This window comes from Kribbella sp. NPDC056951, assembly GCF_042674205.1.
Taxonomy (GTDB): domain Bacteria; phylum Actinomycetota; class Actinomycetes; order Propionibacteriales; family Kribbellaceae; genus Kribbella; species Kribbella yunnanensis.
This window is the reverse complement of the sequence record NZ_JBHUQZ010000002.1, coordinates 199,005-225,246: the sequence shown is the minus strand read 5'-3', so window position 1 is coordinate 225,246 and position 26,242 is coordinate 199,005. Positions and strand designations below refer to the sequence as shown.

At 66.5% G+C, this 26,242-nt stretch carries 24 protein-coding genes; 13 read left to right on the top strand and 11 right to left on the bottom strand.

The window, feature by feature from the left end; translation table 11 throughout:
* Positions 1-120: 120 nt before the first annotated feature.
* On the top strand, positions 121-2,244 hold the full coding sequence (locus ACFTSF_RS08580; protein ID WP_380153252.1) for a peptidoglycan DD-metalloendopeptidase family protein: 2,124 nt from the start codon (positions 121-123) through the stop codon (positions 2,242-2,244).
* 53 nt (positions 2,245-2,297) lie between these two features.
* Complete coding sequence (locus ACFTSF_RS08575; RefSeq protein WP_344147313.1) at positions 2,298-2,759, top strand: PGPGW domain-containing protein; 462 nt, start codon at positions 2,298-2,300, stop codon at positions 2,757-2,759.
* Here the strand turns inward: ACFTSF_RS08575 and ACFTSF_RS08570 are convergent.
* A complete protein-coding gene (locus tag ACFTSF_RS08570) occupies positions 2,727-3,905 on the bottom strand; it encodes an FAD-dependent monooxygenase (RefSeq protein ID WP_380153251.1) in 1,179 nt (392 codons plus the stop codon). The genes ACFTSF_RS08575 and ACFTSF_RS08570 overlap by 33 nt on opposite strands.
* A 92-nt stretch (positions 3,906-3,997) precedes the next feature.
* On the opposite strand from ACFTSF_RS08570, the gene ACFTSF_RS08565 reads away from it, so the two are divergent.
* Positions 3,998-4,684: a TetR/AcrR family transcriptional regulator gene (locus ACFTSF_RS08565; protein WP_380153250.1), complete on the top strand. Its 687-nt coding sequence runs from the start codon at positions 3,998-4,000 to the stop codon at positions 4,682-4,684.
* Here the strand turns inward: ACFTSF_RS08565 and ACFTSF_RS08560 are convergent.
* Positions 4,665-5,579 (bottom strand): AraC family transcriptional regulator, encoded by a 915-nt coding sequence (locus ACFTSF_RS08560; protein ID WP_380153249.1) that lies wholly within the window; start codon positions 5,577-5,579, stop codon positions 4,665-4,667. The genes ACFTSF_RS08565 and ACFTSF_RS08560 overlap by 20 nt on opposite strands.
* A gap of 120 nt (positions 5,580-5,699) precedes the next feature.
* Between ACFTSF_RS08560 and ACFTSF_RS08555 the strand changes: the two genes are divergently transcribed.
* From ACFTSF_RS08555 to ACFTSF_RS08535, 5 genes are read left to right on the top strand one after another with little or no spacing between them, the layout of a single operon-like run.
* Positions 5,700-8,459: a family 78 glycoside hydrolase catalytic domain gene (locus ACFTSF_RS08555; RefSeq protein ID WP_380153248.1), complete on the top strand. Its 2,760-nt coding sequence runs from the start codon at positions 5,700-5,702 to the stop codon at positions 8,457-8,459.
* Positions 8,460-8,489: 30 nt separating this feature from the next.
* Entirely contained in the window at positions 8,490-9,815 is a 1,326-nt protein-coding gene (locus tag ACFTSF_RS08550) for an ABC transporter substrate-binding protein (protein WP_380153247.1), read from the top strand.
* Positions 9,809-10,672 carry a sugar ABC transporter permease gene (locus ACFTSF_RS08545; protein ID WP_344147294.1) on the top strand — a complete coding sequence of 288 codons (864 nt, stop codon included), beginning with the start codon at positions 9,809-9,811 and terminating at the stop codon, positions 10,670-10,672. The genes ACFTSF_RS08550 and ACFTSF_RS08545 overlap by 7 nt, the downstream gene beginning before the upstream one ends.
* Positions 10,669-11,520, top strand: coding sequence for a carbohydrate ABC transporter permease (locus ACFTSF_RS08540; RefSeq protein WP_380153246.1), 852 nt, complete (start codon positions 10,669-10,671; stop codon positions 11,518-11,520). Before ACFTSF_RS08545 ends, ACFTSF_RS08540 begins: the two co-directional genes overlap by 4 nt.
* Before the next feature lie 60 nt (positions 11,521-11,580).
* The gene (locus ACFTSF_RS08535) at positions 11,581-12,636 is read left to right on the top strand and encodes a GDSL-type esterase/lipase family protein (protein WP_380153245.1); all 1,056 of its coding nucleotides are present in this window, start codon (positions 11,581-11,583) and stop codon (positions 12,634-12,636) included.
* Here the strand turns inward: ACFTSF_RS08535 and ACFTSF_RS08530 are convergent.
* Both ACFTSF_RS08530 and ACFTSF_RS08525 read right to left on the bottom strand, forming a co-directional pair.
* Complete coding sequence (locus ACFTSF_RS08530; protein ID WP_380153244.1) at positions 12,626-13,309, bottom strand: class I SAM-dependent methyltransferase; 684 nt, start codon at positions 13,307-13,309, stop codon at positions 12,626-12,628. The genes ACFTSF_RS08535 and ACFTSF_RS08530 overlap by 11 nt on opposite strands.
* The gene (locus ACFTSF_RS08525; protein ID WP_380153243.1) at positions 13,306-14,433 is read right to left on the bottom strand and encodes an aminotransferase class V-fold PLP-dependent enzyme; all 1,128 of its coding nucleotides are present in this window, start codon (positions 14,431-14,433) and stop codon (positions 13,306-13,308) included. Before ACFTSF_RS08525 ends, ACFTSF_RS08530 begins: the two co-directional genes overlap by 4 nt.
* 26 nt (positions 14,434-14,459) lie before the next feature.
* Between ACFTSF_RS08525 and ACFTSF_RS08520 the strand changes: the two genes are divergently transcribed.
* From ACFTSF_RS08520 to ACFTSF_RS08500, 5 genes are all read left to right on the top strand, one after another.
* Complete coding sequence (locus ACFTSF_RS08520) at positions 14,460-15,212, top strand: glycerophosphodiester phosphodiesterase (protein WP_380153242.1); 753 nt, start codon at positions 14,460-14,462, stop codon at positions 15,210-15,212.
* 191 nt (positions 15,213-15,403) lie between these two features.
* On the top strand, positions 15,404-16,777 hold the full coding sequence (locus ACFTSF_RS08515; RefSeq protein ID WP_380153241.1) for an MFS transporter: 1,374 nt from the start codon (positions 15,404-15,406) through the stop codon (positions 16,775-16,777).
* A gap of 18 nt (positions 16,778-16,795) precedes the next feature.
* Complete coding sequence (locus ACFTSF_RS08510) at positions 16,796-17,197, top strand: ankyrin repeat domain-containing protein (protein ID WP_380153240.1); 402 nt, start codon at positions 16,796-16,798, stop codon at positions 17,195-17,197.
* Between the two features lie 30 nt (positions 17,198-17,227).
* Positions 17,228-17,878, top strand: coding sequence for a DUF4241 domain-containing protein (locus ACFTSF_RS08505; protein WP_380153239.1), 651 nt, complete (start codon positions 17,228-17,230; stop codon positions 17,876-17,878).
* Positions 17,875-18,750 carry a hypothetical protein gene (locus ACFTSF_RS08500; protein WP_380153238.1) on the top strand — a complete coding sequence of 292 codons (876 nt, stop codon included), beginning with the start codon at positions 17,875-17,877 and terminating at the stop codon, positions 18,748-18,750. Before ACFTSF_RS08505 ends, ACFTSF_RS08500 begins: the two co-directional genes overlap by 4 nt.
* Here ACFTSF_RS08500 and ACFTSF_RS08495 read toward each other — a convergent pair.
* The 7 genes from ACFTSF_RS08495 to ACFTSF_RS08465 form a co-directional block, all read right to left on the bottom strand.
* Positions 18,747-20,180, bottom strand: coding sequence for a polysaccharide lyase 6 family protein (locus ACFTSF_RS08495; protein WP_380153237.1), 1,434 nt, complete (start codon positions 20,178-20,180; stop codon positions 18,747-18,749). The genes ACFTSF_RS08500 and ACFTSF_RS08495 overlap by 4 nt on opposite strands.
* An 11-nt stretch (positions 20,181-20,191) precedes the next feature.
* Positions 20,192-21,055 (bottom strand): AraC family transcriptional regulator, encoded by an 864-nt coding sequence (locus ACFTSF_RS08490; RefSeq protein WP_344147268.1) that lies wholly within the window; start codon positions 21,053-21,055, stop codon positions 20,192-20,194.
* Positions 21,052-22,479, bottom strand: coding sequence for a polysaccharide lyase 6 family protein (locus ACFTSF_RS08485; protein WP_380153236.1), 1,428 nt, complete (start codon positions 22,477-22,479; stop codon positions 21,052-21,054). Before ACFTSF_RS08485 ends, ACFTSF_RS08490 begins: the two co-directional genes overlap by 4 nt.
* A gap of 6 nt (positions 22,480-22,485) precedes the next feature.
* Complete coding sequence (locus ACFTSF_RS08480) at positions 22,486-23,343, bottom strand: carbohydrate ABC transporter permease (protein ID WP_380153235.1); 858 nt, start codon at positions 23,341-23,343, stop codon at positions 22,486-22,488.
* On the bottom strand, positions 23,340-24,299 hold the full coding sequence (locus ACFTSF_RS08475; RefSeq protein ID WP_380153234.1) for a carbohydrate ABC transporter permease: 960 nt from the start codon (positions 24,297-24,299) through the stop codon (positions 23,340-23,342). The genes ACFTSF_RS08480 and ACFTSF_RS08475 overlap by 4 nt, the downstream gene beginning before the upstream one ends.
* Complete coding sequence (locus ACFTSF_RS08470) at positions 24,296-25,621, bottom strand: extracellular solute-binding protein (RefSeq protein WP_380153233.1); 1,326 nt, start codon at positions 25,619-25,621, stop codon at positions 24,296-24,298. Before ACFTSF_RS08470 ends, ACFTSF_RS08475 begins: the two co-directional genes overlap by 4 nt.
* A gap of 88 nt (positions 25,622-25,709) precedes the next feature.
* A complete protein-coding gene (locus tag ACFTSF_RS08465; protein ID WP_380153232.1) occupies positions 25,710-26,237 on the bottom strand; it encodes a hypothetical protein in 528 nt (175 codons plus the stop codon).
* Positions 26,238-26,242: the final 5 nt, after the last annotated feature.

Sequence of the window (26,242 nt, the reverse complement as noted above, 5' to 3'; positions counted from 1 at the left end):
GTCCAATTGGTCACACTGCGTGAAGTGGGGTTTCGTCAGGACCGTTCGCGGCTTACGCTGGGGCAGCGCGGGGGTTCGTCCGGCCTGCGCAAGTGAGGCGAGACGACAATGGGGAGCCTGATGGTTCTGGGGAACCGTCGGGGGCTGCGGTTCGCGGCGCTCGGCACGGTGCTGGCAGTGGTGGCGCTGCCCGCCTATGCCGGCACGCCCACGCCTCCCCCACCGGCCTCCGTCACGGACGTCAAGCGCTCACTCGAGCAGCTCCAGGCCGAGGCCGCCGTACTGCAGGCTGATTTCGCCAAGGCGACCATCGCCTACACGAACGCGCTCAAGGCCGCCGAGGTCGCTGAAGCCGCCGCCAAGAAGGCCGAGACCACGGCGAACAGCTCCACCGGCCGGGCCGACGAGGAGCGTCGCAAGCTCGGTGTGATCACCGCGCAGGCGTACCAACTCGGCGTACCGACTCAGCTCGGTGCGGAGTCGATCCTGTGGTCGCTGGCTCCGGTCGCGGAGAATCTGCAGGAGATCGCTGACCGGCAGACCGCGATCCAGCAGCTCGGTACGACGCAGACCTCGCAGTACAACAAGGCCATGAACGCCGGCGCCGAGGCCGACAAGGCCAAGGCCGAGGCCGGCAGCAAGCGCGGCGCTGCCAAGGCCGCGGCGGAACGGGCGCAGCAGCTCGGCAACGAGGTGAAGCAGAAGGCGGCCGATGCCGCGTCGCGTGCCATCGACCAGCTCCCGGAGCTGGACGGCGCGTCCGAGCTGTCGAGGCAGCTGCAGCTGGCCCGCAACCAGCAGGCGCTCCTGCGCTGGCAGGCCTACCTGAGCGAGCTCACCACGGCCAAGGTGGCGCTGCCGCCCGCCGCCACGATCAAGAACCCGGCCGCGCTCCCGGCCGGCCTGAGCCCACTCGTCGCCGGTGGTCAGCCGGTTCCCGGCGCAGCCTCGGTGACGGTCGCCGGCAAGACCCTCCGGGTGCTCTCGTCCGAGACGATCCGCGCAGTCAACCAGGCCTTCAACCTGGTCGGCCGCGCGTACGCGATCGATGCCAGCGGCCCCGACCAGTACGGATGTCTCGGCGCAACCCGCGCCGCCTGGGCGCCGTTCGCCAAACTGCCGAACACGATCAGCAAGGTCTACCCCGGCTACCAGCAGGTCCCGCCGGACCAGATCCAGCCCGGCGACATCATGCTGATGGGCAGCCGGTCGCTCGGCCTGGTCCACATCGGCATCGCCCTCGACAACGACGAGATGATCGCGTCCGACGAGTCCAAGGGCTCGGTCGTCGTGACGCCGGTCCCGCAGAACCTCTGGGCCGCCCTGCGCCCGACCCTCGGGGCACCCACCAAGGCGCAGGTCGCGCCGACGGCAGGCACCAACGCGGTCAACTTCCGCTGCGGCAACACCGGTACGTCGGTCAATGTCGGCACCGGCGCGTGGACGTGGCCGCTCGCCGACGGGACCTACGAGATCGGTACGCCGTTCGGTCAGTCCGGCGCGATGTGGTCGAGCGGCTTCCACACCGGCCAGGACTTCCCGGCCTCGATCGGTACGCCGGTCCGTGCGGTCACTGCCGGCACTGTCCGGGTCGAGCACCCGAGCTGGGCCGGCAACCTGGTCCGGATCGATCACGGCGATGGGTTCGAAACCCTCTACGCCCACCTCAGCCAGGTCAACGTGACCGACGGTCAACAGGTCGTCGCCGGTCAGCGGATCGGCGCGGTCGGCAGCGAGGGCAACTCCACCGGCCCGCACCTGCACTTCGAGGTCCGGATCGGCGGCGACCCGGTCAACCCGATGCCGTTCCTGGCCACCGGATCCGCGACAACCGGCTGGGGCGGCTACAGCAACGGCATGATCCCGTCCAGCAAACTGTGTGCGATCGGCAACGGTCACATGCTGCGCTGCGACGCCGCCGCGGCCTACCTGCAGCTCGCCGGTTCCTACCGCAAGGCCTTCGGCAAGTCGCTCTGCATCACCGACTCCTACCGTTCGTACCAGGCTCAGGTCAGCCTGTACGCACGCAAGCCGTCCCTGGCCGCGCTTCCCGGTACGTCGAACCACGGCTGGGGTGTCGCGATCGACCTCTGTGGCGGCATCGACAAGTTCGGCACCACGCAGTACCGCTGGATGAAGGCGCAGGCCTCCGCATTCGGCTGGGTGCACCCGTCATGGGCCGAGCAAGGCGGCAGCCGCGAGGAGCCGTGGCACTGGGAGTTCGGCCGCGCCGCGCGCGCCTGATTCGTCAGCGTTATTTCCGGGATTTCGGCCGGGTCAGCACGTAGGGTGGTTCCGTGGCCGAGCAGCACGACAGTCCCGACCGCACTGATCACAACATCACCTTGGACGCTGAAGACGACCGGTGGGAGTGGCGGCGCCGGATCCGGGCGAATCCGAAGAAGCATCTGATCTACCGCATCGTGGTGGGCGTGGTCGGCGGTGTGCTGATCATCGCGGCACCACTGACCGGCTGGTTACCCGGACCGGGTGGCATCCCGTTGTTCATCGCGGGTCTGGCGGTCCTGGCGAGCGAGTTCGAGTGGGCCCAACGGCTGCTCTACAAGGTCAAGGACTGGGTCAAGGCACTGACCGCCTGGACCGGCAAGCAGCCGGCATGGCTGAAGACGCTCGGCACCATCGCGTTGTTCTGCTGCGTGCTGATCGCGATCTGGCTCTACATGGCCGTGCTCGGCGTACCCGGCTGGCTGCCGGATTCGTGGGAGTCATTCCTGCACAAGCTGCCCCTGCTCCACTGAGTAGTCCGGCAGTTCGATCAGCGTGCTCATCTTCTGAGCCAGCTTGATCATCTGCCGCAACAGGAACGGGTTGTTCAGCATCCGGTTGCGGGCGGTGATGGCGAACTTGCTCGGCGGTGCCATGAACCGACCTGACTGACTGCCGTCCTGGGTCGTCGACGTCGCCTTGCGCAACCTGGCCTCATAGCGCTCGAACGCACCCTCGCGACCTACGCCCAGCTCCCCCGCCAGGACGTACGCCCCGACGACCGCCGTACCGGTGCCGAGTGCTCCGAAGGTTGCGCCGTACCCGGCGTCACCGAGCAGCACGACCCGGTTCGTCGACCAGCGGTCCACGTGCACGCGGCTGATCGAGTCGAAGTACAACTCCGTTGCTGATGGCAACGCTGCGAGCAGCTCCGGGACGCGCCAGCCGAGGTCGGCGAAGTGCTCATGGATGATCGCCTTCTGCTGGTCGCGATCGCGTCGGTCATAGGTCAGCACCGGCGACTTGAAGACGAACAGCGTCCCCGCCAGCGACGGATCACGCCTGTCCACACCAACACCGGCCATCCGGCCCGGCACGTTGTACAGCAACGAGTCCTCGACTGCGCCGAGTGTGTTCGGTACCTCCCAGCCGGCCACGTAGTAGCCCAAGTGACGCTCGGTCACCTGCTCACGCGGCCACGCGAGTCTGCGCACCACCGAATGCATGCCGTCGGCACCGATCACCAGGTCGTACGTCTCCTCCAGTCCACTCTCGAACGTCACGTCCACCCCGCCCGCCGTCTCATGCAGGCTCGCGATCGAGTCACCGAACCGGTACGACGCTGTGTCGCGACCGTGCTCGTACAGCACCTGCGACAAGTCGGAGCGCAGGACCTCGAGCTCGCCGCCCGCGAATTCGGCCGGCAACCGCATCAGCTGCCGACCCGACTCGTCGACGAACCGCATCGCCGTACCGCCGGTCTGTCGCTCGCGAAGATCCTTGAGGACGCCCATCCGCTCGAGGACGGTCAGGAACACCTCGCCCCGGAAGTCGACGGCGTACCCGCCCTTGCGTAGTGCGGGGGCGATCTCGACGACCGTGACGTCGTGTCCCGCGCGGCCCAGCCAGAGGGCGACCGACGGACCGGCCACGCTCGCTCCTGACACCAGAATCTTCATCGCATCTGCTCCTCACAGTTAACTGTGTCCGGTGGACACAATAATGTGTATGGTAGACACAGATCAACCGATCAGGGAAGGGCACCGCCGGGATGACCGAGTTGCTGTGGGGCACGGCCCAGCCGCCGAGCCGCGGCCCGAAGCCGGCCGTCACGCTGGCCGGGATCGCCGAGGCCGCGATCCGGATCGCCGATGCCGAGGGGCTCGACGCGGTGTCGATGCAGCGGGTCGCGGACGACCTGCCGGTCACCAAGATGGCGCTCTACCGGCATGTCCCCGGCAAGGCCGAGCTGGTCGCGGTGATGAGCGACCTTGCGATGGGCGCCCCACCCGAACGCCCCGAGCTCCCCTGGCGCGAGGCACTGCACGCCTGGTCGATGGACCTCTACGACGGATTCACGCGGCATCCCTGGTTGCTGCTGTCGACCATCGGCCGCCGCTTGGTCGGTCCGAACGAACTGACGTGGATGGAGCGCGGCGTCCAGGCCCTAACCGGATCCGGCTTGAATGGCAGTGAGCAGCTCGACGCGATCCTGGTGCTGGCCGGCCATGTACGCACCCTCGCCTTGCAGACCACCTCACAGCCTGGCGGCCGTCAGGGACTCACCGAGGAGGCGTTCGTCGGAGCCTTCGCGGAGATCCTCACGACCCACGCCGATCGCTTCCCGAGCCTGGCTAACGCTCTTCAGTCAGCCGGTCGGACCAACCAAGGGCTCGAGTTCGGTCTCGAGCGCATCCTGGACGGCCTGGAGCTGCTGATCACGAGCCAGAAGAGCTGACCTTCGACGTCACGAACCGCTTCGGCGTATTGAAACGTTGTCGATACGTGCTGGCGCTCAGCCCGAAGTGCGACTTGAACCGGCGGGCGAAGTAGTTCTGATCCGGCCAGCCGACCGCCTCCCCGATCCGGCTCACCGGCAGGTCAGTGTGCAGCAGTTGGACCGCCGCCAGCTCCACGCGATGCCGCGATAGATAGGCCATCGGCGGCAGTCCGGTCGCCGACTTGAACAGCCGCACCAGATAGCCCGGCGCCAGGTGCAGCTCCTGGGCCAGATCGGTCAGTGTCCACGGCCGCGCCGGGTCGGCCTCCAGCAACCGCATCGCATCCAGTGCGGCGGGATGCGTCTGCGGACGAAGATCGTTGCGCTCGGCAACCGTCCGGGCCAGGCAGCTCAGGTACAGCGACAGCCAGCCGATGAGATCACCGCGATGCCGGCCGAGCGGCTGGTTGCGCAACGACCGGAGTCCGTCCAGATGCCGCTTCGCCTCGGCGAAGGTTTCGCCCTCCAGATGTGTGCTCAGCACACCGCGGCGCTGCTCGGAGAACGGCCCGGTCCACAGGAGATACCCGAGCAGCGGATCTTCCCGGGTCCAGGCCAGCTCACGCCGTACCAGGTCTGCCGAGAAGCAGCAGTTGTAGACCTCGAGATCGTCGCACTGCACGTACTCGTGCCACACGCCGGGCCGCAACAGGACCGCGTCGCCTAGCTCCAGACGCTGCCGCCCGGCCTGGCTGTGATGGACACCGGTGCCGCCGATCACCAGCGCGACCTCGAAGAAGCTGTGCGTGTGCAAGGGGTGCGATTCGGCGTGCAGATGCGGGCCCGCGTGCACGATCGCCCCGTCGATGAAGTGCAGCAGGGTGCCGCGATGCCGCACCGGCTCGTCGCCCATGCCTCACCATAGGGGCCGAGGTTCATTTCGTGCTAGGTCTCGTGCACTCCGGGCTAGTTCTCCGCGCCGGACCACAGCAAGCTGGCTCTGAATCGTTTCATTCGCAACGGTTGGAGCCTCATGCCGAATCTCGCCGCACCGAGCAGCATCCGCTTCGAACACCGGACCGACGTCCCGCTCGGGCTGGGCACTGCCACCCCACGATTGTCCTGGCAGATCGCGACCGCACCCGCCGACTACGTGCAGACGGCGTACGAGGTCGAGATCACCGGTACGACGACGCAGTCGTACGTCGTGGAGTCCGCCGAGCAAGTGCTTGTCCCGTGGCCTGGTGAGCCACTGGCCTCGCGGGAACGCGCGGGTGTCCGGATCCGGGTGCGTGGTGCCGACGAGTGGAGTTCATGGAGTGAATCGGCTCATGTCGAAGCCGGTCTACTTAGTCCGGACGACTGGAGCGCACGCTTCATCAGTCCGCGGGAGAACGCTCTCGGCTCTCCCGCTCCCCTGCTCAGCGCCTCCCTCGATCTCCCGAGGGACATCACCGCGGCGCGGCTCTATGTCACCTCGCACGGCATCTACATCCCTGAGCTCAACGGCAGTCGCGTCGGCGACGACGAGCTGGCGCCCGGGTGGACGGCGTACGAGCATCGGCTGCGCTATCAGACCTACGACGTGACCGATCTGGTCCAGGCCGGCGACAACCAGCTTGAGTTCCTGGTCGGCAACGGGTGGTATCGCGGGCGGCTCGGCTTTCGTGATCAGTCTCAGGTGTACGGCACGCGGCTCGCGGTTCTCGCGCAGCTTGAGGTCACCACTGGCGACGGCCGCGTTCACACCTTCGGCACCGATGACACCTGGAACGCCCGAGAGAGCGCGATCTTGGCCGATGATCTGTACGACGGTCAGCGCACCGACCTGCGCCGGACACCGGGAACCGCCTCCCCTGTCGACGTTCTCGATGCCGATCTCGGGTTGCTCGTGGCCCCGGACGGACCGCCGGTTCGGATCACCGAGAAACTCCCGGCGAGAGCGCTCTCTGTGTCTCCGAGCGGGAAGACGCTGATCGACTTCGGCCAGAACCTCGTCGGCCGCGTCCAGCTCACCGTGCGAGGTGGTGCGGCCGGTGACGAGATCGTCGTTCGGCATGCCGAGGTTCTTGAGAACGGCGAGCTCGGGGTGCGTCCGCTGCGCACGGCCAAGGCCACTGACACGTACGTGCTGGCCGGTCCGGACGAGGTCGTCCTCGACTCCCCGCTCACTTTCCACGGCTTCCGGTACGCCGAGGTGACCGGCGTACCGGATCTTCGCCTCGAGGATCTGACCGCGGTCGTCGTCGGCAGCGATCTGCGCCGGACGGGATGGTTCGAGTCGTCGAACGAGCTGCTGAACAAGTTCCATGAGAACGTCGTGTGGGGTATGCGCGGGAACTTCGTCGATGTTCCGACCGACTGCCCGCAGCGCGATGAGCGGTTGGGTTGGACCGGCGACATCCAGGTGTTCTCCCCCACCGCGAGCTTCCTGTTCGACACCGCCGGATTCCTCGGCAACTGGCTGGCCGATCTGTCTGCCGAGCAGATGAAGGACGGTTCGGTGCCGTTCGTCATCCCGGACGTCCTGCGCAATCCGGAACCGGCCACCGCCGCATGGGGTGACGCGGCAACGATCGTGCCGTGGGTGCTCTACCACCGGACCGGTGACGCGGGCCTACTGGCGAGGCAGCTGCCGAGTATGCGGGCGTGGGTGGACAAGTTGACGGCCTTGGCCGGCAGCAACCTGCTGTGGTCGGGCGGTTTCCAGTTCGGCGACTGGCTCGACCCGACCGCGCCGCCGGAGAACCCGTTCCGTGCCAAGGCCGACCCCGACGTACTCGCGACTGCGCATCTGGCTCGGTCCGCCGAGGTCGTTGCCCAGGCCGCCGAGGTGGTCGGCGACGCCGAGACCGCCGCGCAGTACGCCGATCTGGCGGCGCGCGTGCGGCAGGCCTTCGCCGCCGAATACACCACCGAAGGCGGACGCGTCCTGAGCGACGCCGCCACCAACTACGCGCTCGCCCTGCAATGGGCGCTGCTCCCGACCGAGCACCAGCGACAGCGGGCCGGTGAGCGACTCGCGGACCTCGTCCGTACGGCGAGCTTCCGGATCAGTACCGGTTTCGTCGGCACTCCGCTGATCGCCGACGCCTTGGCCGATACCGGACATCCCGACCTCGCCTACCGCCTTCTGCTGCAGACACACTGCCCGTCGTGGCTGTACGCAGTGACGATGGGTGCGACCACGGTCTGGGAGCGCTACGACAGCATGCTCCCCGACGGAAGCATCAACCCCGGCGAGATGACGTCGTTCAACCACTACGCCCTCGGCGCGGTCGCCGACTGGATGCACCGCCGGGTCGCCGGTCTCGCGCCGAAAGATCCGGGATACCGCTCTCTCGCGATCAGGCCGCTGATCACGGGACAGCTCGAGAACGCGTCCGCCAAGCACCTCACGCCGTACGGCGAGGCCGCGGTGGCTTGGCGTCGGAGCAACGGCGAGATCGCGCTCTCCGTGACCGTTCCGGTCGGCGCTCGCGCGCAGGTCGACGTACCGGGGTCGAGTGAGCCGGTCGAGGTCGGGCACGGCACCCACGAATGGACTGCCGCCGACCCGTACGTCGGGAACGCGGAGCTGCCGGCGGATCCGACCGTGCGGCAGCTGATCGATCACGAGGCGACCTGGGGCGCCGTCGTGACCGGATCACTAGAGAGCGGTTTCTCCGCAGACGACGCCGTTCTGGCGGCGCGGCTGGAGCGCTATCTCGATCAATCCGCGACCGGGCTCGCCGAAGCAGCGGGTGATCCCGCCGCCGTGAGAGCCGCTCTCGAGGCCCTTCTCAATCACTGATTCATCGCACCAATCCCCTAGGAGGTCATGATGACGTTCCGCCCAGACATGCGAGTAGCCGCCGTACTGGTGGCCGGCTCTCTCGCCCTGACCGCGTGCAGCGCGGGCAGTCTCGGTTCCAGTGACGACTCGGGTGGGGGCTCGGTCACGATCACTTACCTGATCGGTAATCAGGACCAGGACATCAAGACAGCCAATCAGCTGATCAAGGACTTCACCGCGAAGAACCCCGGGATCACGGTCAAGACCGAGACTCGCCCGGCCGGCGCCGAGGGCGACAACCTGGTGAAGACCCGGTTGTCGACCGGTGACATGCCGGAGGTGTTCGGCTACAACACCGGATCGCTGTTCCAGGCGATCGCGCCGCAGAAGAACCTGGTGCCGATCAGCGACCAGCCGTACGTGAACGACCTCGACGACAACTTCAAGAAGACGGTGACCGCCGACGGCCAGGTGTACGGCGTACCGACCGGCGGTTACCAGGGCGGCGCGGTGCTCTACAACATCCCCGTCTACACGAAGCTCGGGCTGAAGATCCCGACGACCTGGGCCGAGTTCATGGCCAACAACGCCAAGATCAAGGCAGCCGGTGGGGTCGCGCCGGTCATCCAGAGCTACGGTGAGACCTGGACGTCGCAGCTGTTCGTGCTCGGCGACTTCCACAACGTGTCCGCCGCCGAGCCCGACTTCGCCGACCGATACACCAAGAACCAGGCGAAGTACGCAACCTCCGCCGCGGCCCTGAAGGGGTTCGAGCACACCCAGGCCGTGCACGACGCCGGCTACGAGAACACCGACTTCGCCTCCGCGAAGCTGCCCGACGGTCTGCGGATGCTTGCCCAGGGCAAGGGTGCGCACTACCCGATGCTGTCCGGTGCGATCGCGAACATGGTCGGCACCTATCCGGAGGCGGCCAAGAACGTCGGCCTGTTCGCGTTGCCTGGTGACGACGCGAGCAAGAACGGCCTCACGGTCTGGACGCCGAACGGCAACTACATCCCGAAGACCACCACCGGCGACAAGCTCGAGGCGGCGAAGAAGTTCCTCGCCTTCTTCGCCAGTCCCGACGGGTGCGCCTCCCTGTCCAAGGCCGCGCCCCCGACCGGGCCGTACGCGGTCAAGGGGTGCACGCTGCCGACCGACGTACCGCAGGCGATCAAGGACATGCAGCCGTACCTCGACAAGCCGGGCGCGTCCAGCCTCGCGCTGGAGTTCCTCTCACCGGTCAAGGGCCCGTCGCTCGAGCAGATCACCGTCGAGGTCGGCTCCGGCATCCGGAAGGCCAAGGACGGCGCGGCCCGGTACGACGACGATGTGAAGAAGCAGGCCCAACAGTTGGGGCTGGCGGGATGGTGAGGGTGTACCGCCCCTACTCGAACTGGTTCTACCTGCCGACCGCGCTGATCTACGGTGTCCTGTTCCTGGTCCCGACCTTCGCCTCGCTCTACTTCAGCCTGACCCGGTGGAGTCTGTTCGAGTCGAAGTTCATCGGGTTCGACAACTTCAAGCTGTTCTTCCAGGAGCCGGCGCTGGTCAAAGGCTTCACCAACACACTGATCTACGCGGTCGTCACGTCCGGGTCGAAGGTCGTGCTCGGTCTGCTGCTGGCGGTGCTGCTCACGTCGCAGATCGTTGCCCGCGGCTACCTTCGGTCGGTGGTGTTCTTCCCGGTCCTGGTCTCGACGATCGGTGTCGGACTGACCTTCACGGTCCTGATGAACCCGGAACGCGGTCTGATCAACGGCGCGCTGAGCGTGATCGGCATCGACGGACCGGGCTGGCTGACCGATCCGAAGTGGGCGTTGCTCTCAGTGGCCGCGGTCGACGTCTGGAAGGGCGTCGGCCTGGCCACCCTGATCTACATCGCCGGCATCGTCTCCATCCCCCGCGAGTACGTCGAGGCTGCGCGCGTCGACGGGGCCGGTTCGTGGGAGACGTTCCGGCGGATCGTGCTCCCGCTGTCCCGCCCGGCCACGGTGACCGTGATCATCTTGTCGCTGATCGGTGGGCTGCGGTCGTTCGACCTGATCTGGGCGATGACCCGCGGTGGTCCCGGCTTCACCTCGGACGTGATCGCGTCGGTGATCTACAAGCAGTACCAGGCCGGTTTCTACGGGCTGTCGACGGCTGGGAACGTCGTTCTGTTCGTCGTGGTCACGGCGGTCGTGCTGCCGCTGTCGTGGTTCCTGAACCGGCGGGAGGTGGAGCTGTGAGTACGGCGGAGATGGTCAACCACCGGCCTGGTCGCAAGCTCGCGTTGAGCGCGGTCGCGATCGTCGCCTCGGTGGTCGTGTTCCTGATCCCGTTCGCGTTCATCGTGCTGACCGCGGTCAAGGACCGGCAGCAGTCGGCACTGCTCGACTTCTCCTGGCCGGACCAGTTCCGGTTCGTGCAGAACTTCATCGAAGTGGTCGAGGCCCGCGACTACATGCTGGTGATCGCGTTCATCAACTCGACCATCCTGACGGTGGCCAGCGTGACCGGGATGGTGGTGCTGGCGGCGATGGCCGGGTTCGTCCTGCAACGCCGCAAGAGCCGGTGGAACGGTTTCATCAACTTTCTCGTGCTGGCCGGACTCATCATCCCGCCGGCCGTCGTACCGACGATCTGGGTACTGCAGCAGTTCGGGCTGTTCCGGACGATGCCTGGGTTGATCCTGATCGAGATCGCGTATGGGTTGTCGTTCTGCATCCTGCTGTTCCGGGCGTTCGTGTCGACGATCCCGCGCGAGCTCGACGAGGCTGCAATCATCGACGGGGCCGGGCCGCTGCGGCTGTTCTTCGGGGTGATCTTCCCGCTGCTGCGCTCGGTCGTGGTGACGGTCGTGGTGGTGCAGTCGGTGAACGTCTTCAACGACTTCACCAACCCGCTCTACTTCCTGCCCGGCGACCGGAACGCGACTGTCCAGCTGACCCTCTACAACTTCTCGAGTCAGTTCTCCACGCAGTACAACCTGCTGTTCATGAACATCCTGCTGATCACGATCCCGCCGCTGATCATGTTTCTCTTCTTCAACCGCCAGATCGTCGCCGGTATGACGGCCGGAGCTGTCAAGGGCTGAGTCCATTCGACGTCGATCGAAGGTGTACCGGGAGCGACGCCCGGCTGGGACAGTGCTCGCATGCGACGCTTCCTGGCCGGGCTGTTGATGCTGCCGGCTCTCCTCCCGCTCACCGCCGCCGCTCCGCAAACCGCGACTGCTGCTGCCCCGGTCAAGATCATGCCGCTGGGGTCGTCGACGACGGCGGGCAGCATCCCGGGTGGTTATCGGACGGATCTGTACTGGATGCTCACGAGTTCGGGGCAGCCGGTGGACTTCGTCGGGTCGATCACCGATGCGACGCCGGCGAATCTGCCGGATCGCAATCACGAGGGTCACGGTGGGTGGGTGATCGACCAGCTCACTCAGGTCGCGACCGAGCGGATGCAGACCTATCAGCCGGACACCGTGCTCCTGCACGCCGGCGCTAACGACGTGCTGCAGAACCTCAACCTGGCGACTGCGCCGGCCCGGCTCGAGAACCTGATCCGGACCTTGTACGCCGTACGTCCGGATCTGGCGGTTTATGTGTCGACGGTCGGGCCGATGACCGAGGCGGGAGCCAACGCGCGGGCGGCCGCCTTCAACAACCAGCTCCCGTTTGTGGTCGGCAGGTTGGCCGCCGAGGGAAAGAAGGTCCACTTCGTCGACAGCCGGGGCGCGCTCGCCGCGACCGACGTGATGAGCGATGGCATCCACCTCACCCACAGCGGCAACACCAAGCTGGCTGCGCAGTGGTACGCCGCTCTCCAGGGTTCGCCAATCATCCGCTTCGAGGCCGAGACGGCGGTGTTCGCCGGGAAAGCGCACAGCGCGGTGACTCCTTCGGCCTCGAACAACGGCAAGGCCGGGTGGATCGACGACGCCACGAGTTCCGCGACTGTCACGGTCAATGCGCCGTACGCGGGAAACTTCCGGGTGCTCATCCGTGGTGGGAACGGGACGGGTGGTCCGTGCTCACACAACCTGAGCGTCAACGGCGCAGCCGCGGTGGTGGTCGACTACCCGTCGTACGGGTGGGAGGCGTGGACGCAGCGAGCCCTCGACGTCAGCCTGAAGGCCGGAGCCAACACCTTCAAGTTCACCTTCCGAACCTGCTTCGCCGAACTCGACTCAATAGACCTCGTCACGGCCTAGCCGGTTTGCGCACCAGCGCATAAGCCTGCGGCTGCTTCTCACCCCACTCAGGCGCGTGGGTGAGCGTGGCCACCTCCTCAAAACCAGCATCCGCGAGAAGGGCGGCCACGTCCGCCGGCTCCTGCAGGTAGACGTCGAGGTCGACGGGGTGGCCATAGGCCGAGGCGAGGTGGTAGCTCGCGGCACCCGACCCAGATCCGGTGGTGAGGCGATCGGCGCCCGCCCCAGATCCGGCGCCGGGGGCCGCCTTGTAGCCGTACACCAGGTGTCCACCCGGCTGCAGCACCCGGTATACCTCGGCGAACGCGGTTGGCAGCTCGTCGCGGGTTGTGTGGACGAGCGAGTACCAGAGGAGGGCACCGGCTAGCTCGTCGTCCTTCAGGTCCAGGTCGAAGATCGAGCCGACCTCGAACCGCAGGTCCGGGTAGGCCTCGCGGGCTACCGCGATCATGCCTGGAGTTAGGTCGATGCCGAACACGTCCAGACCGGCCGCCGCGAGATAGGCCGTGATGCGGCCGGTGCCGCAGCCGAGGTCTCCGATCGGGCCGGGCTGCACGGTTTCGGCGAAGTAGCTGAGCATCATGCGCTCGGCCACACCCTTGGCGACGAAGTCCTTCAGTCGTTCGTGGTAGTCGGTGGCCGCGGCGTTGTACGAAGCTTGGATATCGTTCACCCGAGGACTCTAGGTAGGCCCTCCGACAGTTTCCGGTAGCACTCGGGGGTGTTGTAGGCGTGCGCGGAGAGCCGAATGTACGAGCGGCCCTCGAAGCCCGTCAGCGTGATCTCGATCTGCAGTTCGCGCGACACGTGTTCCTTGAAAGGTTCGGCATCCGCGACCACCATCGGCAGCTCGACGAGTCGCAGGGTCGGGGCCGGGTTCGCCACCTCACCGACCGACGTACCGAGCGCCTTCGCCACCAAACGCGCCCCTTCCTCGAGCATCGCGGTGATCTGCGGCCGCCGTACCGACCATTCCAGATCGGCCAGCACCCGGAGTGACTCCGGCGCCGCGATCCAGGCCGCGTAGTCCTGCGTACCCTGCATGTCGAACCGCTCCGGCAACCGCTCGTCGTACTCGGACCACGAAGTGATCAACGGGTACGACGCCTCGCGCCACCGCTCAGCCACCACCAGCCCGGCCGTCGCTCGCGGCGCGGCCGGCCACTTGTGGAAGTTGCCCGTCCAGAAGTCGGCACCATCACCGGTCGGTGCGTCGATCAACGCGGGCGCGTGAGCACCGTCGACGATGACCGGTACGTCGCGATCGTGCGCAAGCTCGACCAGTCGTGCAACCGGCAGGATCGTCCCGGTCGCAGCGCTGATGTGGTCGACGAGCAGCGCCGCCGCACCGACCAGCGCGGGTTCGATCAGCGCGACCACCGTGTCGTCGTCCGCCTGCATCGGCAGTTCGACCACCAGCAGTTCCGCACCCCGAGCCCGCGCAACACGCTCGGCGGCGAACCGGGAGGCGCCGTACACGTGGTTAGTGGTGACAATCCGGCTGCCCCGAGGAATCGGCACCGTGGCGAAGGCCGCCGTGATGCCGGCGCTCGCGTTCGAGACGAGCGCAAAGCCGTCCGGATCCGCCTCCAGGAACGCCGCGAGCTCGAGCCGGGCCGCGGTCAGCCGGGCGGGGACGGAGCGGAACCACACCATCGGGTTCGCCTCGGCCTCCGCGCGCAGGGCGCTCAGGACCTCCTGGGTACGGCGTGGGACGGCGCCCCACGATCCGTGGTTCAGGTGCACCACGTCGGGGTCGAGGGTCCACAGGTCTGGGCGGGGGCTGAGTACCGTCACCAGCCAAACGGTACATAATTCCTGACGTGTACCCCTACCTCGACCACGACGGTCCGATCGCGATGGCGCACCGCGGCGGCGCCAAGCACCCGGACCTGATCGGCTACGAGAACTCGCTGCACGCCTTCGAGCACGCGGTCGGCCTCGGCTACCGCTACCTGGAAACCGACCTGCACGCGACCAGCGACGGCGTCGTGATCGCGTTCCACGACGACGTCCTCGACCGGGTCACCGACCGGACCGGCGTGATCGCCGAGCTGCCGTGGTCGGAGGTGAGCCAGGCGAAGATCAACGGTCACGAGCCGATCCCCCGCCTCGACGACCTGCTCGAACACTTCCCCGACATCCGCTTCAACCTCGACATCAAGGCGGAGAACGGCCTCGCCCCGGCAGCCGACGTACTGCGGTCCGCGAACGCGATCGACCGGATCTGCGTCTCGTCGTTCTCCCAGTCCCGCGTCCGCCGCATCCGCAAACTCCTCGGCCCCCGCCTCTGCACCGGCTACGGCGACCTGGAGACCGCACTCCTGCGATTCCTCCCGATCGCCCTCCCGTCCAAGGGCGCCTGCCTGCAGATCCCCGAGAAGTACAAGTCCCTCCGCGTCCTCACCCCCGGCCTGATCGACCGCGCCCAGTCCGCCGGCAAACAGATCCACGTCTGGACCGTCGACGACCCCGCCACCATGCGCCGCCTCCTAGACGCCGGCATCAACGGCCTCATCACCGACCGCACCGACCTCCTCCGCGACGTCCTCATCGAACGAGGCCAGTGGCCCTAACGACAGGAGGTGTCCCCCGATTCGGGGCCACCGGTCCCGGACGCAGGCGTGCGGCGGCCTATACGTAGACAACTACGTCCTGTCCTTGTGCATCGCAATAACCAGGGGCGGGCTGGCGGCGGCTGACGCGGCAGGGTCACGTTCCTGACAAGGTCCTCTTCTTGGTCCCGGGAAGCTGCCACACTCTGCGCATGGGACTTCTCTCCGCCCCCGCCGGAGTCGACAAGCGGGAGTACTGGGGCTTCAGCCTCTACGACTGGGCCAACTCCGGGTACGTCACCACGGTCGGCACGGTGCTGTTCGCGCCGTACCTGACGTCGGTCGCCGAGACCGCAGCCTGCGGGTACGTCGGTACGTCGGACAAGCCGTGTCACACCAATCTCGACGTACTCGGGCTCGGTATCTCCCCCGGTTCACTCGCGTTCTACGTGGTCACGGTCGCGACCCTGATCTCGGCGTTGTTCCTGCCGGTGGTTGGCGCGATCGCGGACCGGCTCGAGCGCAAGAAGCTGCTGATGTGCGGCTTCGCGTGGGCGGGTGCGTTGGCCGCGTGCTGCATGGTCTTTGTCGGCGGCGGCCGATGGGAGCTCGGCGCGCTGCTGCTGTTCATCGGCAACCTGTGTCTGGGTTCGTCGATGGTCGTGTACGACTCGATCCTGATCGACATCGCCCCGCCCGACGACCGCGACGACGTCTCGTCGCGCGCCTGGGCGTTCGGGTACCTCGGCGGCTTCATCCTGCTCGCGATCAACCTCGGCGTCGTGACCGCTCACGACGCACTCGGTCTCAGCCAGGGCACGGCAGTCCGGCTCAGTCTGCTCAGCGCCGGCCTGTGGTGGGGCGCGTTCACGTTCTTCCCGTTCCTCAAACTCCGCAACCGGCCGCCGACGAACGTCGTACCGGTGCGCAGCGGCAGTCTGTTCAAGCAGAGCTTCGGTCAACTCGCCGCCACGCTCACCCACATGCGCGCCTACCCGATGACCCTGCTGTTCCTCGTCGCCTACCTGTTCTTCAACGACGGGATCCAGACGGTCATCTCGGTCTCCTCGACGTACGGCGAGAAGCAGTTGGGGTTCGAGACGCAGATCCTGATCATGACCATCCTGCTCGTCCAGTTCGTCGCCTTCTTCGGAGCCCTCGCCTTCGGCCGCTTCGCCCGCCGCTTCGGCAGCCAGCGCACGATCATGGGCGGCCTCGTGCTCTGGATGGTCATCGTGATCGCCGGCTTCATGCTCCCCGAACGCCAGGTCGTCCCGTTCCTCGCAATGGGCGTCGCGATCGGCATCGTCCTAGGCGGCACCCAGGCCCTGTCCCGCTCAGCCTTCAGCCAGCTCATCCCGGAGGGCCGCGAAGCCGAGTACTTCTCCCTCTACCAGGCAGGCGAACGCGGCACCTCCTGGCTAGGCACCCTCGTCTTCGGCCTAGTCCACCAGATCACCGGCTCCTACCGCCCAGCCATCGTCGCCCTAGGCCTCTTCTTCCTAGTCGGCCTAATCCTCCTCAGCCGAGTAGACATGCGCCGAGGCATCACCGAAGCCGGCAACACCCAACCCACCGTGATCTGACGCCGTGGTCAGTTGACGATGAAAGAATCGGACCCGTACCTTCGGACCGAATTGCACTATGCCGCATTGGAGAATGATTCCAGGCGGCTCGTCAGTCGCCTCGATAATGGTGACGATATCGATGCCCAGGATGTTCAAGGATTCACGGCGCTGCATCTCGCGTGTCAGGCGAATGCAGTCGAAGCGGCACGGATACTGCTCGACCGGGGCGCTTCTCTGAGTATCGTGAATCGCTTCGGAAATACGCCGCTGTTCGTTGCGGTTGCCAACTCTCAAGGTGCCGGCGAGTTGATAACCCTACTGCGTGAGCGCGGCGCGGACCCTCGCACAGTCAACAAGCATGGACAAACGCCCGTAGGCTTGGCGCGCTTGATAGCGAACTACAATGTGGAAAAATTCTTCGCAGACTTGCCAGACTAGCCGCTAATTGATTCATGGATTCGACTAGAGATGAGAATCATGGAAGGCTATTCTGTCATCTTTCGCGCGGGCGACCGGTATTCTTGGTCGAGTGGATCGCAAAGTGAAACAGAGGTCATTTCTGCGGGTGCTGTGCATTTTCCGACCGGAATGGTCGTCGCTGCCGATCCTGCCTGGTCGATCAATCCGCTGGAAGAATCGGATGCGGTAGCGGCGAAGGTGCCGACCGGCAGCTACCCGGTTTCCCTCCTGGTGTCGGTCTGGCGTCAGGCACCTGCTTCCGGTGCTGTTCCGCGGAGCAAGGTATGCGCCTCCAAGGTTCATGTCTCGGATGATCCGGTGACGCACTGGAGGCCCGCTTTTCCGTCGGGATCCGATCAGAGTGTGGCGCTCGGCTTCGCGGTGGACAGCGGTACGGCGAGCTTCTTCGACTTTTCCGCGAAAGATTGGCTTACCGCACGACAGGAGAATGACGACTGGTGGGACGAGGTTTCCGACGTACTCCGGCGCGATCTCTATGTCTTGATCGAGGATCAAGCCACCGGGGCCAATGCCATCATCTACGAATGCGGCATGGGCGACGGAGTCTACGAAGTCTGGCTCGGGCTGAATGCCGATGGGCAGGTCGCGGAGATTCTCGTCGATTTGGAGTTACTGTCCCACGGCACCGGCGCTGTATGAGTGAACCACTGACCTGCCGGTCGCTTCCTGAGTTTCTGGAGCTGCGGTTTCCTGACTACATGGTCGTGGTCTGGGCGGTTCGGGTGGCGAAGTACTCGGAGGGTGCGACCGCGGATGTGCTGATCGGCGAGGTGTTCGTGGATCAGATCTTCGCGGACGGGCTGAAGAGCGAGGATGAGACTCTGCTGACGGCGTGGTTCGAAGTGGTGGAGCTGGGGCTGGGGAGTCCGGATGAGTTGCTTCGGGGGATCTTTGCGGAGCACGTCGTGTCCATGATGTTGTTGCGGGATCGGCGGGCGCGGGCGGCGCAGGAGTTGGCTGGGCCGTTGCTGCGGGCGAGCCTGGACGACGACATGGGCAGCTCGTGGCGGAGGCAGGATGGTGGGTTCGGGCCGGACGAGGAAGAGCCGCCGGCTGTCTTGTTGATGAGCGGGTATCTCTTCCGTGGTGAGATCCTCTGGCATTCTCGTAGGTACTTGGCGGATCGGAGCGGGATTGCTACGACCGAGCCGTTCGCCAGGGTGCAGGCGGACGCTGGGGCCTACGAACTAGGTGTGGCTGTGGCGAAAGCGCTCGATCGCTTGTCCAGCACGACTGATGACAACCCGCAGCACGAACTGAAGAGGTTCCTCGCCTACGCAGGCATCGACTGGCCGACCTTGTATGCCGGCTCGCTTGAGGTGGGGTTGGAAGGTACCCCAGGTTCGTACGAGGCCTTGCTCTACACGATCCACAAGGCGAGCTATGGCACGTCACACATCAGCCGCTCCCCGGACGAACCGCTGGTGGTGCCGGATTGGCGGGATGCGGGTGAGTTCGGTGCCGCCGTCCTGAGGGCTTTCGGGGCGGCGACGACCGAGATCACGTACTAGACCGCGTTGGGGCCTACGTCCGCCGCAGTTAGGGGGCGGCGGGTGGGGGTGGCGGTTGAGTACTCGTCGGCGCCTACGTCGTACGGCGCGGTGCGGGCTTGGCCGTCTACGTCGTCGGTGACGCGGCTTGAGTGGTTCGCGCTCACCGCGTTGATGGCGGCGCTGCCGGAGGCGAGGCGGTAGACGCCGTCGGAGGTGGAGGTGAGTTTGGGGTCGGCTCGGGTGAAGCCGCTGGAGGGGATGGTGCCGTTGGAGGCGGCGCCCCAGAGGATGTTGCCGGAGAAGGTGATGCCGGATTGGTAGGGCAGGTCGGTCAGGTTGCCGGTGGTGCCGACTAGGAGGTTGTCGCGGATCTGGCAGGCCAGTGGCGGGATGGTGCGGTTGCTTTCGCCGGCGATGGCCTTGGTGTTGTTGCGCAGGGTGTTGAGGACGATGACGACGCGGTCGGGGGCGTCGTTGCCTTTGCGGGCGGTCTCGGACTCGCCGGGGGTGTGGTCGCGCTCGCTGCCGCTGCCGAGGACGATGCCGGCGCTGTTGGAGCCGGTGACGCCGTCGACGTAGTTGTTCACGATCAGGTGGTCGTTGCCGTAGATGCGGATGCCGTTGTCACCGGCAAGGATGTAGTTGCTCTCGACCCGGCTGCCGTTCCCGTGGCGGAGCACGATGCCGCCGAGGCTGTTGCGGATCGTGTTGTAGCGGATGGTGTTGCCGGACGACTTCACCGAGATCGCTTCGGGGTCGCCGTTCGCACGTTCGAACAGGTTGTACTCGACGGTCGCGTCGGCGTCGGCGAGGGCGCGGCTGCTGACGCCGAGGCGGATCGCCTCGCCGCCGTTCTCGCCGCTGAAGGTGTGGTCGCGGAAGTGGTTGCGCAGGATGTAGGTGCGCTGGGCAATCGTCTCGTTCTGCGGGTCGTTGTTCGAGGGACCGTCGATCACCAGGTAACAGCCGACGGTGGACTTGTCGCGGAAGATGTTCCGGTCGATCTTCACGTCATCACCCCGTACGACGACCGAGTGGCTCGCGGCCGATCCGAGGGCGAACTCGTTGCGCGTCAACCGGATCCGGTTCGACCCCGCCGCCAGGTCAAGCGTCGAGGTCTGTTTGAAGACGAAGCCGCTGATGGTGATGTTCGACGACTTCGAGAAGACGAAACTCTTCGAGCCGGTGAGCGTTACCCCGCCGCGGCTCTCGGCCTGGATGGTGATCGGCGAGGTGGTGGTGCCGTTGCGGCCGGTGATGGTGATGCCGCTGGAGCCGACGGCGTACGAGCCGTTCGCCAGGGTGATCGTGGAACCGGCGGTGGCCGAGTTGATGGCCGACTGCAGGGCGGCCAGCGAGGTCACCGTAGCGGCTTCGGCCGATCTGACCACGACGGCCGTGGCGCCGATCGCGCCGACGGCGCCGGCCAGGAAGGTGCGACGTTTCATGACAGATCTCCTCAACTGCGTGGGCGGTACAGCTTTCGGTAGGCGCTCGGGGTGACCGAGCTGACCTGACGGAAGACCTTCGAGAAATACGACTGGTCCATTCCGACCGCGGCGGCGATCTCTTCCATCGGGCGGTTCGTGGTGGTGAGCTCACGTTGAGCCCATTCGATCCGGGTGCGCTTGATGTACTGCTTGGGCGACAGACCGAACTCGGTCCGGAACCGGCGGACGAAGGTCGCCAGATCCTGCCCGAACTGAGCAGCCAGCAACTCGACCGTCAGCGGGTTGCCGAGGTTCTGCTGGATGTACTGCACGACGCTTGTCTCGCTGGTCTCCTGATGTGCGAGCCGGATCGATCCGGGCGGCGCGCTGTCCAGGTAGTGCGCGAACAGCGCGGTCAGCGCGGACCGCACCCGCAACGGCGTGGCGAGCCCGGGTGGGTCGCGATCGGCCGCGCCGACCTGTTCGAACAGGCACGCGGCTTCGTCCGGCGACTTGCTCGGCACGATGTACGGCAACGTCAGCACCTCGCCGATATCGCGCTCCCCGATCTGCGCGGAGAAGTGCAGCCAGTGCTTGCGGAACACGTTGTCGCTGATCGTCTCGTACGACACCGGCACCTCGGCCGGGAGATAACACAGCTCCCCCGGCTTCGGGAACAGCTCCTGGTCCCCCACGACCAGCCGGCCCTCGCCCTCGAGGATCAGATAGAGCCGGGAGAACGGGTCCGGTACCAGCGGTCGCGACCAGCCCCGATGCACCTTGGTGATCCGGGCCGCGACGACGAGGTCGAGCCGGAGCCGATCCAGCTGGGTCCGGATCAGCTCCTCGTCCCGGCGGCTCGCCACGGTCTCGGCCGAGGGCGTCGTACTCATGCGGAGTGCGGTCCGACGTCACCGGCGGTCAACGGCTGTCGGCAATGCGGCCGACGCGAGTACTCGTCGGCGCCCACATCAGCCCGGCCAGTACGGCGGTCGCCGTCAAGGTCGGTGTCGATATCGGGGTAACTGCGGGTGGCCGCGTTGATTGCCGGACTCCCCTTGGCCAGCCGCCGAATGCCATCCGGACCGGCCACCAGCCGCGGATCGGCCCGGCGGAACCCGCCGACAGGCGTGTTCCCGTCCGTGGCCGCGCCCCAGTGCAGATTGCCCGACCAGGTGACGCCGTCCGGGAACGGCATGTTCATCAACTGCCCACGATCGCCCATCAGAAGATTGTCGGTGATCGTGCAACCAAGCGGCGGGAGGGTCCGGTGACTCTCGCCGCTCACCGCGTTGTCACAGTCGAGAACCGTGTTCAACGCGATCTGTACGCCGTCAGGCGCGTCGTTGCCGGTCCGCGACGTCGGCGGCTCACCCGGGTAGTGGTCGCGGACATTCCCGCTCCCGAGCACCACCGCCGTACCAGCGATGTTCTCCAGATAGTTGTTCACGATCTGGTGGTCGTTGCCGTAGATCCGGATCCCGTTCTTGCCCGCGAGCAGGTAGTTGCCCTCGACCCGGTTGCCGTTCCCGTGCCGCAGCACGATCCCGCCAAAACTGTTGCGGATCGTGTTGTGCCGGATCACGTTCCCCGACGACTTCACCGAGATCGCCTCGGGATCGCCGTTCGCGCGCTCGAACAGGTTCGACTCGATCAGCGCGCCCGCCGTCGTGAGCGCGCGCGGACTAACGCCCAGCCGAATCGGCTCACCGCCATTGTCACCAGGAAAGCTGTGGTCGCTGAAATGATTGCGGTAGACATGCACACCCTGCGCCATCTGGTCGGACCCCGCGCCCTCGATGCCGAGGTAGATCCCGAGCGTCGTCTTCCCGTGGAACGCGTTGTGATCCAACGTCGTGTGGTCGGCCCGGACCATCACCCAGTGCACACCGGCGATATCGGCCAGCTGGAAGTCGTTGCGGGTCAGCCGGATCCGGCGACAGTCCGGCGGCAGCTCGAACGTCGTACTCTGCCGGAACGCGAACCCCTCGATGGTGATGTCCGACGCACCGGTGAGCACGAAGCTCTTCTCACCGGTCAGTACGGCGCCACCTGTCGACTCCGAGCGGATCACGATCGGCCGGTGCGGGCGGCCGCGTAGACCGGTGATTGCGATCGGCTGCCCGGCCGGCACCTGGTAGATGCCGTCGGCAACGGTGATCACGGTGCCCGGTCCCGCCGTACCGAGGGCTCGGCGCAGTTCGTCAAGTGAACGGACGTGCCGACGGTCCACCGCCGCAGCGGGGCGGACACCGGCGGTACTCAAAGCAACTCCAGCAGTGGCAGTGGCAGTGGCCAGAAACGTACGGCGATTCATGGAGCCTCACCCTTTCAACGCGCCCGCGGTCAGGCCGCGAGCGAAGGAACGCTGGAAGAACAGGAAGACCGTCACCGACGGCAGCAGGGCGAGCAGCGAGGCCGCCATCACCACACCCGGCGTCACCACCGGGTCGATCCGCAGCGTCCGCAGTGCCAGCGGCAGTGTGTACGAGTCGGAGTTCGTTGCCACCAGCAACGGCAGCAGGTACTGGTCCCAGATCATCGTGAAGCCGAAGACGCCGATCACGCCGAGGGCCGGTTTACAGAGCGGGAGGATGATCTGCCCGAAGATCCGGAACTCGCCGGCCCCGTCGATCCGGGCCGCCTCCTCCAGCTCACGCGGCACATCCTTCATGAACTCGGTCATCACCAGGATTGAGAACGCCCAGGCCCCGAGCGGCACGATCATCCCGGCCAGCGTGCCCATCAGGTTGATGTGCACCAGCGGTACGTCGGCCAGTACGAGGGTCAGCGGCAGCGCGAGGATCTCCTCGGGCAGCATCATCGTGGCCAGGATCGCGACCATCACCAGCGTCATCCCGGGGAAGATCTTGCGGGCCAGCGCGTACCCGGCCAGTACCGAGACCGCGACCTGCAGCAGCAGCCCGAAGCCGACGACGAAGAACGAGTTCAGCAGATACTTCAGTACGCCGTGATCGAACGCGACCCTGAAGTTCTCCAGCGTCGGGCTCTTCGGGATCACGCTCAGCTGGGTCGGATCGGACACGTGGTTGAACGAGCTGACCAGCAGCGCGAGCAGCGGTCCGGCGAACACGACGAACAGGCCGGTATAGATCACCGTCCGCGCCACGCGGGCCGCGGGCCTCTTGCTTTCAGTGAGACCGAGAGCAGTGTCGGTCATGCGACTCGCCTCCTTCGGAGCAGCTGGACGCAGACAGTCAGCACGAGCGTCGCGAGGAAGAGCAGTACGGCGCCCGCGGACGCGATCCCGAGCCGGTTCTGCTCGAAGCCGAGCTTGTAGATCAACGTCATCAAGACCTCGGTCGAGCCGTTCGGCCCGCCGTTGGTCAGCAGGAAGACTTCGGTGAACGCCCGGAACCCGCGCACGGCCGCGAGCACGAACAGAATCGCGAACACCGGCCGCAGCCCCGGCAGCGTGACGTGCAGGATGCGCTGCTTGGTCGAGGCGCCGTCGACGACCGCCGCCTCGTACAGACCACGGTCGATCCCGGCCAGCCCGGCGAGGAAGATCATCATGTCGTACGGCGCACCTCGCCAGATCCCCGTCACCACGATCGACGCGAGTGAGGTGTCCGGGTCGTTGATGAATCCCGACGGGCCGAGCCCAACCAGCCCGAGCACCTGGTTCAGCAGACCGTCGCCGGTCGGGTGGTACATGATCCGCCAGAGCTCGGCGACCACGGCGATCGGTACGACGACCGGCAGGAACGCCGCCGATCGGATGAAACTGAGCTTGCGGGTCTGGCCCTCCACCAGCAGCGCCAGCACGAACCCGAGCACCATCGATCCGGCGGTCTGCCCGACGGCCAGCACGATCGTGTTCCAGGTCGCCGACCGGAAGCCCTCCGACGACAGGATCTCGCTGTAGTTCGCCGACCCCACCCACAGGTTGCCGAGGTAGGGCCGCACCTCCTGCACCGACATCGAGATGGCCTGGGCCATCGGGATGAACTTGAAGTAGAGGAACAGGATCAGCGCCGGGGCCAGGAACAGCCACGGGATCCACCAGGAACCCGAGCTGCGGCCGAGGCGGCGCGACGGAGTCCGCCGCGCCACCCCTCCTGCCGCGAGCGGCTCCCGCCCCGCCGGTCGGGCCTCCGCCTCACGGACACTCACGATGCGCCGATGCCCTGCTGCTTCAGGGACTCGGCGAGTTTGCCGTCGAGCTTGGTCAGCTCTGCGGCGACATCCAGGCTGCAGTCGGCGATCAGCGCGTTCACCGTGTCGGCACTCGCCTGCCGGACCGGCGTCCAGTTCGGGATGCTCGGCGCGTACCGGCTGTGCTCGCGGTAGACGTCGGCGTACACCTTCCAGCGCGGGTCCTTGCGCACCGAGGTGACGTCGACGCTCTTGTTCACCGGCAGCTGCACGTTGAAGGCCTTCTCGCCGGCCATCCCGAGCTTCTGCGCCTCCGCCGAGATGATGTACGACGCCCAGGCGTTCTGCCCGGCCTCGTTCTTCGACCCGGCCATCAGGTAGGCGCTGCCACCCTCGGCCAGCACCGTCGAGTCCTTGACACCCTTCGGGACCGGGACCACCTCGTACTTGTCCTTACCGAGGCTCCCGTCGAACCGCGGCATCAGGTACGGACCGACGACGTACATGCCGGCCCGGCCGGACTCGAACGACTCATTGGTCGGCGGCGTGTCCATCGTCGCCGCGCCGGGCTGGATGACCTTCTCGGTGCAGGCCAGGTCGCGGAACCACTTGGTCGCGGCGACCGACTCGGGCATGGACATGGCCGGCTTGTACTTCCCGTCGGCCTGCTTGGCGATGAAGTCGCCGCCGGCGCCCCAGAGGAAGTTCGAGAAGTACCAGGAGGCATAGCCGCGCTTGGTCGACCCCGGTACGGCGAGTCCGGCGGTGTCGTTCTTGCCGTTGCCGTCGGGGTCCTTGGTGGTGAAGGCCTTGGCCAGCGCGACGAACTGGGTCAGGTCGGTCGGAGCCGGCAGACCGACCTTCGCCCGCCAGTCCTTGCGGATCAGCAGTGCGGACGCCTGCGCGGAGTACGGAACGCCGTACATCTTGCCGTCGCCGGACTTGGCCGCGGCGAGGGCGGACTCGAGGAGCTGGTCGCTGTTCTTGATGGCGGCCGGGTCGACCTCGCGGACGATGCCCTGGGTGACCATCGTGCCGAGCTGGGACGAGTCGTTCATGACAATGTCCGGCAGGTCCTTCTGCGCGGCGCGCTGGGACAGCTTGGTCTCGAAGTCGTCGAAGATCGCGGTGACCTCGATCTTCTGGCCGGTCGCCTGCTCGAAAGCGGCGGCCAGCTTCTTCATCCCCTTCTCGCCGTCACCACCGGGGGTAGTCCGCGTCCACAGCTCCAGCGCGGCCTTCGGATCCTGCTCGGTCTTGGCCGCGCCGGTGTTCCCGCACCCCCCGACGGCCAGGGCTGCCCCAAGCCCGACCGCCACCCACTTCAACGTCCTAGACATCCCGCCCACTCCCAAATTTGTACTTTTTGCACCTCATTTCGTCGGAAGATAGCGCTTTCCAAGGGAGTGGGTCAATGACTGATCGAGATCAGCGCGAGGGTGTCGCGCCCGGGCTGCGGAAGCCGCCGGCCGGGAAGGAGCCGCCTTGACGGACAGAACTGGCCGTCACCGAACCATCGGTGTTCTGGCCGGTGACGACGACCTGCTCGCCTGCCTTGAGGTCACTGGCCTTGCCCTTGGCGGTGATCTCGAAGTCGGTCTCACCGGTCAGTTTCACCGTCACGTCACCGCTCTGCGTCTTCACGACCAGCTGGGAATCAGTCGCCGAAACGACCGTGCCGACGGTGGCCCCAGCTCCCTGACCGCCCTGGCCGCGGAATCCCCCGCCGTACCCGCCCGCAGGGCCGCGACCCGCCGCGGTCTGCTGCGGAGTGCTGTCCGACGCGAAGGCCGCGTGCAGCCCGGCACCACCGGCCAGGCCGATCGCGAGAACCACCACACCAGCCAGTACGGCGGTCGCGGTCGGCAGGCTGAGTGTCTTCTTCGGCCGCAGTGCCGCGTCGACCTCTTCGTCGGACCCGATCTGGGCGAACTCATCGGGTGCTTGGTTACTCATCGGGT

What these genes read in the sequence shown, in the direction of transcription:
- ACFTSF_RS08580 (WP_380153252.1), top strand. Translation starts at nt 121, where the DNA reads ATGGTTCTGGGGAACCGTCGGGGGCTGCGGTTCGCGGCGCTCGGCACG.
- ACFTSF_RS08570 (WP_380153251.1), bottom strand. Translation starts at nt 3,905, where the DNA reads ATGAAGATTCTGGTGTCAGGAGCGAGCGTGGCCGGTCCGTCGGTCGCC.
- ACFTSF_RS08565 (WP_380153250.1), top strand. Translation starts at nt 3,998, where the DNA reads ATGACCGAGTTGCTGTGGGGCACGGCCCAGCCGCCGAGCCGCGGCCCG.
- ACFTSF_RS08560 (WP_380153249.1), bottom strand. Translation starts at nt 5,579, where the DNA reads ATGGGCGACGAGCCGGTGCGGCATCGCGGCACCCTGCTGCACTTCATC.
- ACFTSF_RS08555 (WP_380153248.1), top strand. Translation starts at nt 5,700, where the DNA reads ATGCCGAATCTCGCCGCACCGAGCAGCATCCGCTTCGAACACCGGACC.
- ACFTSF_RS08550 (WP_380153247.1), top strand. Translation starts at nt 8,490, where the DNA reads ATGACGTTCCGCCCAGACATGCGAGTAGCCGCCGTACTGGTGGCCGGC.
- ACFTSF_RS08545 (WP_344147294.1), top strand. Translation starts at nt 9,809, where the DNA reads ATGGTGAGGGTGTACCGCCCCTACTCGAACTGGTTCTACCTGCCGACC.
- ACFTSF_RS08535 (WP_380153245.1), top strand. Translation starts at nt 11,581, where the DNA reads ATGCGACGCTTCCTGGCCGGGCTGTTGATGCTGCCGGCTCTCCTCCCG.
- ACFTSF_RS08515 (WP_380153241.1), top strand. Translation starts at nt 15,404, where the DNA reads ATGGGACTTCTCTCCGCCCCCGCCGGAGTCGACAAGCGGGAGTACTGG.
- ACFTSF_RS08510 (WP_380153240.1), top strand. Translation starts at nt 16,796, where the DNA reads ATGAAAGAATCGGACCCGTACCTTCGGACCGAATTGCACTATGCCGCA.
- ACFTSF_RS08505 (WP_380153239.1), top strand. Translation starts at nt 17,228, where the DNA reads ATGAGAATCATGGAAGGCTATTCTGTCATCTTTCGCGCGGGCGACCGG.
- ACFTSF_RS08500 (WP_380153238.1), top strand. Translation starts at nt 17,875, where the DNA reads ATGAGTGAACCACTGACCTGCCGGTCGCTTCCTGAGTTTCTGGAGCTG.
- ACFTSF_RS08495 (WP_380153237.1), bottom strand. Translation starts at nt 20,180, where the DNA reads ATGAAACGTCGCACCTTCCTGGCCGGCGCCGTCGGCGCGATCGGCGCC.
- ACFTSF_RS08490 (WP_344147268.1), bottom strand. Translation starts at nt 21,055, where the DNA reads ATGAGTACGACGCCCTCGGCCGAGACCGTGGCGAGCCGCCGGGACGAG.
- ACFTSF_RS08485 (WP_380153236.1), bottom strand. Translation starts at nt 22,479, where the DNA reads ATGAATCGCCGTACGTTTCTGGCCACTGCCACTGCCACTGCTGGAGTT.
- ACFTSF_RS08480 (WP_380153235.1), bottom strand. Translation starts at nt 23,343, where the DNA reads ATGACCGACACTGCTCTCGGTCTCACTGAAAGCAAGAGGCCCGCGGCC.
- ACFTSF_RS08470 (WP_380153233.1), bottom strand. Translation starts at nt 25,621, where the DNA reads ATGTCTAGGACGTTGAAGTGGGTGGCGGTCGGGCTTGGGGCAGCCCTG.
- ACFTSF_RS08465 (WP_380153232.1), bottom strand. Translation starts at nt 26,237, where the DNA reads ATGAGTAACCAAGCACCCGATGAGTTCGCCCAGATCGGGTCCGACGAA.